Origin of the sequence: Campylobacter concisus (assembly GCF_902460895.1) — a bacterium.
GTDB classification, from domain to species: Bacteria; Campylobacterota; Campylobacteria; order Campylobacterales; family Campylobacteraceae; genus Campylobacter_A; species Campylobacter_A concisus_BC.
In genome coordinates this window covers 1-1,132 of the sequence record NZ_CABPVL010000034.1, presented here as the reverse complement: position 1 = coordinate 1,132, position 1,132 = coordinate 1, and the positions used below count along the sequence as shown (strand labels likewise).

Sequence of the window (1,132 nt, the reverse complement as noted above, 5' to 3'; positions counted from 1 at the left end):
CCTTTTAGAAGTGTAGCGTTTAAGAAGAGATCGACCTTGTAGTTTTCTGGGTTTTCCACGCCAAATTTATCTCTTATCTTGTCATATAACCTTTCAATATCCACTATGTCTTTATCTTTTGTAAATATGGCTAAACTCTCTTTATCTTTATCCACATAGACGCTAGAGCTAGCTGATAAAAAGCCAAATTTTATCTCACCCCTATCTTTTACGTCGTATAAATTTATAGAGCCACTCTGCGTGCTGTTGTCAAATAAAAGTGAGTAGGTCTGCTCTGATTTTTTCATAAAGTATGTCTTCTCATCTTGTGATGAAAGCGACCTTGTGAAATTTGACGTATAGGTGTAGAGCTTGCTAGCTTGTGCCTTGGTGCTAGTGATATCACTAGAGCTCTCATCTACCACCTTATACGTCCTACACTTATGCATAGCCCTTTGATCTTCTATGCTTTCACATCCACCTTCTTTAAATTTCTCTACTTCATCTTTGCTTATTATATTTGTGTATCGCTTCTCGTCACTAAGCTTAAATATATCTTCTATTATCAAAGCTTCTTGCTCGTCTTCTAAATTGTGATTAAATATCTTAAAGTCGTGTTTTATATTATTTAATAGTATAAGCAACATCCAATTCTTGTTTTTATTATATAAAAGAGGTGGTAGTGTAGCTTTGTTATCTATATAGGATGTCTCACTTTTATATGCTAAAGATAAATTTGTGTCAAGATCAAAAATAAGCTTATAGTTTTGCTCCATAAATTCATTTAGATATAAAAGCGTGCCTTTTAGGCTAACATTTTTTGTCTTTTCGTCATTATCTTTTTGCTCTAAAAGATATGAGAAAAAGTATAGTGTAGCAGCCGTGTAGGTAAGAAAGTGCGAGCTTATACTTACATTTGTATTTAGTATCGCATCTACGTTGCCTATATTTATAAGCACCTCATTGCCATTTATATCAACTCCAAGGTCTTGTATAGCGTTTTCATAGAGTTTGTTGTTAAAGGCTAGGCTATCGTTGTCTGTTTTCATGTGGTATATGTTATTAAAATTTAAAGGTGCAGGTAGGTAGGTGTGGTCTTTGTATCCAAGTGATATATTTGTGTAAAGCTTTTGTTTAATGTTGATGATATTTT

At 33.3% G+C, this 1,132-nt stretch carries 1 protein-coding gene; it reads right to left on the bottom strand.

Annotation, left to right across the window (positions count from 1 at the left end; genetic code table 11):
- A partial coding sequence (locus F3G98_RS10660) for a hypothetical protein (protein ID WP_188117012.1) occupies nt 1-1,132 on the bottom strand: 1,132 nt, incomplete at both ends.